This window comes from Variovorax sp. 10N432 (genome assembly GCF_056394465.1).
In genome coordinates this window covers 36,794-43,709 of sequence record NZ_JBFTHX010000046.1, presented here as the reverse complement: position 1 = coordinate 43,709, position 6,916 = coordinate 36,794, and the positions used below count along the sequence as shown (strand labels likewise).

The window sequence follows — 6,916 nt, the reverse complement described above, 5'->3', positions numbered from 1 at the left end:
CACCAAGATCATGGACGACTGAGATACCATGAACCCCTTCACTCGCGTGCTTCCGTGATCGTCCACGATCACCTTGAAACACCGTCCGCGATCACGCTGAAACCAGCGTCCACGATCGCTGAAATGCGCACCCTCTCCTTGAGCCATGAGACTCGGCGTGCCAGGAACCATGCTATGACCGCCCCAAGGAGCAGTGAGCCCATTGGTGCGGCCATGACGTCCCAGAACTGACTGCTGAACATCTGGTCCGCGAAGGACAGCTTGTCCAGCCCATTGCCCTGGTGCTTGGAAATCTCGATGGCCCGGTAGCGCCCCCCGACAAAGCATGCCAAGACCACGTACCAAAAGAACGGCAATTTCTGAGCTTGGGCCGCAGGCTTGGCCTCAGCGGCTGGGGGAGGCGCGGCAACTTCCGCTTTGAAGGAAGACGCGGCCTCGGTGCTTGTCCGCGAAGCGCTGACCGGCCGCTCCGGCAAATCACCGCCTAGGACGGGCGCGATTGCGCGACCCGGCAGAGCCGTGGTGGCGTATACAGCTGGCTTGCCCATGCTGGATGATGGTTTCGGGCGCTTCATCGTAAGGTCATAGGTTGCACGGCGAATCGGGTTCGACAGCACTTCAAACGCCTCATTGAGCCGGTCGATGTGGGCGCGAGCTTCCTCCCCGCCGTCGCTCCCGTCTGCGTGATGCCTTTGCGACAACGTCTCGAATGCTGCTCGGGACAAGGTCTTAAAAGCTGCCTGGATGACTGCCTCGCTCGCGCCTGGGGATACTTGCAGGAGGTCGTAGTAGGTTTGGTTGGTCATTGGTGGGGTACCGCTTTCTTGGTCGCAGTCAGTGCGAAGGAGGTCGTCCGTTTAAAGGACAGGGCCACGCCCCGCCAATAGCGAGGGGAAGCTGACTCCCAAAGCGCGAGTGTTGTCGTGGCTGGCCGCGGTTCGCCAGCGCGCCGGCTTGCGCGTGCACTATCAATATCAATCGACGGCTTCAATGGGTTTGAAGGCTCGCATCATCGCCCTGCGTGCCGGCACAATTTACGGCTACCGATGGCATATTCGTGCGTTCTGCCACACACCAATCGATTTTCTTGATTTCGTGCTCGCTCGAAAGCTTGGCGTCCAATCGCACGAGGAAGGTTACCGGCAGCACCCGGCCAGAAGCAGCCGGTCGAGCCCGACCTCCAGTTCCACGAATGGATGAGCTGCTCACCGATTTGCATGTGTGTGCACGCTAACGTCAAGAATCGGAATGGAATGGCGCCAGCCGTTCAGCGTAGATTGCCTGCACGGGAGCCACTGCACCTTGGGAAAAGCTGGTTAGAGTTCAGCGTCACCTCAAATTGCAGGAAATGAATGGGCAAATCGGCATCGAGACTCGCGTTGGTAGAGGCACAGAAGTGGCTTGCCGAGATGGAGGCTGCTACAGCTCTTGACGACCTAGCTCACGCTTGGGAGCTCTTTCTCATCTACCACCAGCGAGTGTGGAACAAGAGCGAAGCTCATTATCGAGGCGAGCCATTCTGGACCGGCATAAGGGCAAGGTACTCGACACGCCGGAAGCAGGACTTGGTCCTTGAGTACGTTCACCAGGCTCGGCACGCAGACGAACATGGCGTCGATTTAATCTCGGAAGTCGCCAGTGCTCAGACGCGAGTGATGGGTCTTGGAACAATCATCGGCGGCAAGATTGTTGGAGGCGGAGACTTCGACTTAGCTCCGGGAAGTACGGTCAGCGTGCTTATAGACCCGGCAACAATCGTCGCGCGTGAAGTGACAAATCGAGGAGTGAGATTTGCAGTTCCATCTGTTCCTGGAAACGGTCGCCCGCACTCCGTAATCGCTATAGCTCGCCATGCGCTTCAGTTCTATGACGACCTCTTTCGTGATATCGATGCCGCAGGGGGCGACTAGCGGCCAGCGACGTTGAACGCGGCGCCCACGCTTCGAGTACCTCCACAGTTTTGAGGAGGATTCGACCCGCAGGATTGCGCTGCTCCGCCGGACCGATGAGGTCGCGTTAGCCCTGTGGCAGGATGCGGGGCCAGAAGCAGACGGCAAACCGAACCGAGTAACTACACTGGAGGCACGTTGAAGCCCATCCTCTTTTCCGCACTAGTCTTGATATCCCAAGTCGCCACGGCGGAGACCGTACAAGTCAAGTATCACGGTGTCGTTTCACTCGACGCCTTCGCGTGTGCGGAGGTCCAGGAGGGCAGTGACGTTTCGCGCATTTGCTACGACAAAGCAGAGCGATACATGGTCATTCAGCTCAAGACGACCTACTACCACTACTGCGAAATCGACGCCGCGACAGTGCAAGGCCTCCAAAGTGCCACTTCGAAACGGCGGTTCTTTGAAACCCGCATTCGCGGAAGTGGCTCGGACGGACCATTCGACTGCCGGACGCATCCTATCCCGAAGAAGTATCGGTCGTAGGCGTTCGGCGTCGGCAATTGGCCAGTTCCGGACCTTCGCTGCTGCCGCTCAACGAATAACGTCAAGCCCTCTTTGCCGCCCATGAACATCCAGGAAGCCCGCCCCTCTGATGTGCCAATGATTGCTTCCGTCCTGGAGGAGGCGGCGCAGTGGTTGGCCGGCGACGGCCGAGCGCTTTGGACTGCCGCTGATATTGCCAACGAACGCGTTCTGCGAGACGCGAGTGCCGGGCTCTTCCACGTAGCTCGCGACGGCGAGCAGCTGGCTGGCGTCATGAAGTTCGAGTTGGAGGATGCCCTTTTTTGGCCTGAGGTTCCGCCAGGCTCCTCAGCCTTCGTGCACAAGCTCGCCGTGCGCCGAGCGTGGGCGAAGAAAGGGGTCTCGACCGAGTTGCTGTCATATGCCAGAACTCGCGCGCAACAACTTGGACGTGCTCACCTTCGCCTGGATTGCGTCGCCAACCGTCAAGGGTTGCGAAGTCTCTATGAAGGCTTCGGATTCACCCTGCACAGCGTCATCCAGATAGGGAGTACCTCGTTTGCGCGGTATGAACTCCCGACCGCAACATAGCTCCGGCAACAAGCGGCCAATACCGGGCGGTCACCGGCGCCTCAGAATTCGCGGGATAGCGGACGTTCGCGGCACGCCCACGACTGCCGGTTCGACCGGCGGCAGGCGTCTGTGGCACTCGCCTAGTGAATGATGCCTGTGACAAAGATGGCGAGGCCGGAGGCGCTGATTGCAAGGCCGATGACTGTTTGGAGTTTCATGCGCTCATGGTGCCATCGGGCGCCGCCTGACAGGTTTGCGAATCTTGATGCGCGCTATTGAGCGGAGCTATTCCGCGCGCGACCTGTCGCCACAGGCGTTGGCTGCAACAGGCTACAGTCGACCAACTGCAGCCATTCGCGGTTGGTGCAAAACCCCCGGGGGCTAGACCGCAAGCTCTCCGAGCGTTCTGCCGGAGGCAACCAACTCCTTGAGCCACTTCGGCTGGGGACCCATTCCTGCCCAAGTCTTGCCACTCGCCGGGTCCGCATACTGCATTCTCGCGCGTCGCTTGTTCGCTCCCTTTGAGGCTTTGCCAGAAGCCAGCCTCGAAACCGCCTTCGCCTTGGCCACGGCCTTGCTCACCAAAAAGTCATCAAGGGACTTGCCCGCTTCTAGTTCCGTGCGCAGCCATGCCGGGCGGGGCCCCTTGCCTCCCCAGGCCTGACCCTGTCCATTGGCATACTTGGCCATGGAAGCATTCGAAGCCTTGCCTGAGGTCTTCTTGGCGACGACGCGCCTAGATGCGGAACCGAAGCCGAGTTGCCCGGCTGTAATACCGTACTCAGCGATTGCTACTTTGATGCGCTCAACGACGCCGCTCACCTCTTGCATTCGCAACTTCTCCGCCTCGAGTTGAAGTGCTTGGATTTGCTTTCGAACTTGCTCGTAGGTCTGAGCCATCACGTTCTCCTGAAATTTGACACGTGCCCAACTGTATCCCTTCAACCTGACGAATCCAGTCAATCTGCGGAAGCTGTAATCGGAATAGCCGGGCAAGTCGGGAGTCATCCGATGCGAGATGAAGGTCGGCCATGGGCCCCAGGCGAAGATGACGAAGTCGATGTTCGTCGAGCCTTGAATGAGGCGCGCTTTTTCACCAACTTTGGAACGACGAGGGTCTTCGTCGCGAGCTTGCTGTCCGTGAGTAGCTCATCTTGCATTCGTCAGCCCCATTACGGGCTGCCGCTTTACAAGACTTCACGTTCGGTGGGCGCGAAAAACAGAAGGATGTCACGGCGTTCTGTCATCCGGCGGCGGAACGCAGCGTTGTAGGTGTGACCAGGCCGAAATTTGAGGCTGGCCATAAACCTCTTCAACTCCTACCGTCACACACTCATGAAGCGCACCCTTCTCTCGTTCGCAGCCGTCACCTTCGCACTCGCCGCTGGCACCTCGTTCGCGCAAGCGCCCGCCGCAGCCGTTGCGCCTACTCCCGCCCCCGCTGTCGCAGTCGCGCCGGCGGCCGCGGTCAAGGCTCCGGCAGCTGTTGCAGTGCCCGCTCCCGCTGTCAACAAGGCCGCCGCGGCCGCCGTCGCTCCTGTGGTCGCCGCGCCCGCAGTCGAAACCGTGAAGCCGGCTGCCAAGGCTGCTGAGAAGCCGGTTAAGCACACCAAGCACGGCAAGGCTCACAAGAAGTCGAGCCCCGCTGTTGCCAACAAGGCAGCGAAATTGCCTGCCGCTGCCTGAGACCCGGGACTGCCGACCGCCCAGCGCGAAGCCCCCTCATAAGGGGGCTTTTCCGTGTCCGATGTAAATTGAACACGGGGAACTCGCGTTGGAGAGAGACAAAGGCCCCGACACTCGGGGCTTTTGTCATTGGGGATATGCGTCAATCCCTGAGTGCCTGATAGCCCGCGGGCAAGCTAACCCCCTGCCAAGCTCTGGCGGGTGGACGCTTGGTTCAGCAGGTCATGCGGAAACCCCAGGCTGGGCGCACCCGCCGCGTTCAAATTGCGAAAGTTGCTGGTCTGTGAGGTGCACATCCGCGGCGGCAAGGTTGCCCGGCTGATTCACCGCCGGCGCTGCAAGTACAGCGAGCCCATTCGCTCCCCAAACAGCGAGCAATGAGTACCACAGTAGACGACAACGTCAGCTTACTTTGGGGTCATGACTCCGACCATCAGGCTCGTGTTGAGCTTTGCCAGCTCCTGCACGAGCGACCACTGCTTCGCCATGAGCTCACTGAACGCAGGGTTCGTCGGAATGGCCTGACCCGACAAAGCAAGTTTGGCGGTCTCCTGAGCAATGGTCTGCTGCTCGGCAAGAATTGACTGGATGCTCGAGTTGTATTCTTCAAGGGTCACGTTCATGCTCCGTAGCCGGGCAATTGCCCTAGCGCATGTTAGCCCCAGTTTGGTTGCGGGAAAGCTTCCGCGCTCCTGGAAAGAGAGATTCTGAGAAGCGCCAAGACTGGCCGCTGTTGGCACGTTTGCGCGCGACAAGGACGGGGCCCCGCTCGGCTCCATCCCGCATGTGGAAGGATGCGGCCAAGAGCGGACCCTCGAACCGAACTCTCCGCGTGACTGGCATGCTGTAGGCAGCAGCCGTGGTCGGTTTGCCAAGACCGCCGGCAACGGCTATCCTTACTGGTCGCGTCCCATTCCGTGGTGTAGGTCCACAGCCCGGAGAGGGCTGAGTTGCACGGTACTCAGCGCGCCACTGCGGACAGCCGAGTGGGCGCAGTATCGCTCAGGGTCTGCAAGCCTTCCAGCTGCATGTATCGCCGGTTGAGGGACCACTCGTCGTTCTGTTCGAGCATCATCGCGCCGACCAGGCGCGTGATCGAGGCGTCGTTGGGGAAGATGCCCACGACGTTCGTGCGTCGCTTGATCTCGGCATTCAGCCGTTCCAGAGGGTTCGTGCTGTAGATCTGCGTCCAGTGCGCTCGCGGGAAGGTCATGAAGGCCAACACGTCGTTCTCCGCGTCGTCCATCAATGCGCCGAGCTTGGGGAACTTGTCTCGGAGCTGGTCGGCGACCGAGCGCCATTGCGCCCGAGCCGCATCGGCGGAGTCCTGCACGAATACCGTGCCGATGGCGGCTGAGACCATGCGCCGCTGCGTCTTGCCGGCATGCGCCAGGGCGTTGCGCATGAAGTGCACCCGGCAACGCTGCCAGGTGGCCTTCAGCACCTTCGCGGCGGCCGCCTTGATGCCCTCGTGGCTGTCGCTGATCACGAGCTTCACACCGCGAAGACCTCGGCGATTCAGGCTGCGCAGGAACTCGGTCCAGAAGGGCTCGGCTTCCGAGGCACCGACCTTCAAGCCCAGGACCTCGCGCTGGCCGTCGGTGTTCACGCCGACGGCCACTATCACCGCCACGCTCACGATACGCCCGGCCTCGCGCGTCTTCACGTAGGTGGCATCGACCCACAGGTAGGGCCAGTCGCCCTCGATCTGGCGCCCCAGGAAGGCGTTGACGCGTTCGTCGAGTTCGCCGCACAGGCGGCTGACCTGGCTCTTGGAGACGCCGCTCATGCCGAGCGACTTGACCAGGTCGTCCACGGAGCGCGTGGAGATGCCTTGAACATAGGCTTCCTGGATGACGGCCGTGAGCGCCTTCTCGGCGGTGCGCCGGGGCTCCAGGAACTCGGGGAAGTAGCTGCCCTGGCGCAGCTTGGGGATCTTCAGCTCGACGCTGCCGGCGCGGGTGTCCCAGGTGCGCTCGCGGTAGCCATTGCGGCTGTTGAGGCGCTCGGCGGGAATCTTCTCGTCATAGGCCGCGCCGCAGCGGCCTTCGACATCGAGTTCCATCAGGCGCTGGGCCATGAACTGCACCATCTGGCGCAGCATGTCGACGTCGGCTCCCTTCTCGGCGAGCTCCGCTAATGCCATAGTGGCGGTGGTCATTGTGATTTCCTTTGTGGACAGGGTTGGTGGGTCGCACCTCAACACTATCCGGACTTCACGATGACCACCCCCGAAGGGAGCG

9 protein-coding genes are annotated in these 6,916 nt (G+C 60.9%); 5 read left to right on the top strand and 4 right to left on the bottom strand.

The genetic code is table 11. The annotated features are described in order from the left end of the window. Window positions 1-68 precede the first annotated feature (68 nt). Entirely contained in the window at window positions 69-806 is a 738-nt protein-coding gene (locus AC1DF3_RS31995) for a J domain-containing protein (protein ID WP_478142097.1), read from the bottom strand. Window positions 807-918: 112 nt separating this feature from the next. Here AC1DF3_RS31995 and AC1DF3_RS31990 point away from each other — a divergent pair, with 112 nt between their 5' ends. The 4 genes from AC1DF3_RS31990 (at window position 919) to AC1DF3_RS31975 (ending at window position 3,005) form a co-directional block, all read left to right on the top strand. Continuing rightward, complete coding sequence (locus AC1DF3_RS31990) at window positions 919-1,200, top strand: hypothetical protein (RefSeq protein ID WP_478142096.1); 282 nt, start codon at window positions 919-921, stop codon at window positions 1,198-1,200. 152 nt (window positions 1,201-1,352) lie between these two features. Then, window positions 1,353-1,910: a hypothetical protein gene (locus tag AC1DF3_RS31985; protein WP_478142095.1), complete on the top strand. Its 558-nt coding sequence runs from the start codon at window positions 1,353-1,355 to the stop codon at window positions 1,908-1,910. Between the two features lie 177 nt (window positions 1,911-2,087). Next, window positions 2,088-2,435 carry a KTSC domain-containing protein gene (locus AC1DF3_RS31980; RefSeq protein ID WP_478142094.1) on the top strand — a complete coding sequence of 116 codons (348 nt, stop codon included), beginning with the start codon at window positions 2,088-2,090 and terminating at the stop codon, window positions 2,433-2,435. Window positions 2,436-2,516: 81 nt separating this feature from the next. Continuing rightward, window positions 2,517-3,005: a GNAT family N-acetyltransferase gene (locus AC1DF3_RS31975; RefSeq protein WP_478142093.1), complete on the top strand. Its 489-nt coding sequence runs from the start codon at window positions 2,517-2,519 to the stop codon at window positions 3,003-3,005. Between the two features lie 363 nt (window positions 3,006-3,368). Here AC1DF3_RS31975 and AC1DF3_RS31970 read toward each other — a convergent pair whose 3' ends face one another. Continuing rightward, entirely contained in the window at window positions 3,369-3,887 is a 519-nt protein-coding gene (locus AC1DF3_RS31970) for an H-NS family nucleoid-associated regulatory protein (RefSeq protein WP_478142092.1), read from the bottom strand. 435 nt (window positions 3,888-4,322) lie between these two features. On the opposite strand from AC1DF3_RS31970, the gene AC1DF3_RS31965 reads away from it, so the two are divergent. Continuing rightward, window positions 4,323-4,673 (top strand): hypothetical protein, encoded by a 351-nt coding sequence (locus AC1DF3_RS31965; protein WP_478142091.1) that lies wholly within the window; start codon window positions 4,323-4,325, stop codon window positions 4,671-4,673. A 407-nt stretch (window positions 4,674-5,080) separates the two neighbouring features. Here the strand turns inward: AC1DF3_RS31965 and AC1DF3_RS31960 are convergent, their stop codons facing one another. Together AC1DF3_RS31960 and AC1DF3_RS31955 are read right to left on the bottom strand one after the other, a co-directional pair. Next, window positions 5,081-5,296 carry a hypothetical protein gene (locus tag AC1DF3_RS31960; RefSeq protein WP_478142090.1) on the bottom strand — a complete coding sequence of 72 codons (216 nt, stop codon included), beginning with the start codon at window positions 5,294-5,296 and terminating at the stop codon, window positions 5,081-5,083. Between the two features lie 338 nt (window positions 5,297-5,634). Beyond that, complete coding sequence (locus tag AC1DF3_RS31955; RefSeq protein WP_478142089.1) at window positions 5,635-6,834, bottom strand: IS256 family transposase; 1,200 nt, start codon at window positions 6,832-6,834, stop codon at window positions 5,635-5,637. Between the last annotated feature and the right edge of the window lie 82 nt (window positions 6,835-6,916).

What these genes read in the sequence shown, in the direction of transcription:
- AC1DF3_RS31995 (WP_478142097.1), bottom strand. Translation starts at nt 806, where the DNA reads ATGACCAACCAAACCTACTACGACCTCCTGCAAGTATCCCCAGGCGCG.
- AC1DF3_RS31985 (WP_478142095.1), top strand. Translation starts at nt 1,353, where the DNA reads ATGGGCAAATCGGCATCGAGACTCGCGTTGGTAGAGGCACAGAAGTGG.
- AC1DF3_RS31975 (WP_478142093.1), top strand. Translation starts at nt 2,517, where the DNA reads ATGAACATCCAGGAAGCCCGCCCCTCTGATGTGCCAATGATTGCTTCC.
- AC1DF3_RS31970 (WP_478142092.1), bottom strand. Translation starts at nt 3,887, where the DNA reads ATGGCTCAGACCTACGAGCAAGTTCGAAAGCAAATCCAAGCACTTCAA.
- AC1DF3_RS31965 (WP_478142091.1), top strand. Translation starts at nt 4,323, where the DNA reads ATGAAGCGCACCCTTCTCTCGTTCGCAGCCGTCACCTTCGCACTCGCC.
- AC1DF3_RS31960 (WP_478142090.1), bottom strand. Translation starts at nt 5,296, where the DNA reads ATGAACGTGACCCTTGAAGAATACAACTCGAGCATCCAGTCAATTCTT.
- AC1DF3_RS31955 (WP_478142089.1), bottom strand. Translation starts at nt 6,834, where the DNA reads ATGACCACCGCCACTATGGCATTAGCGGAGCTCGCCGAGAAGGGAGCC.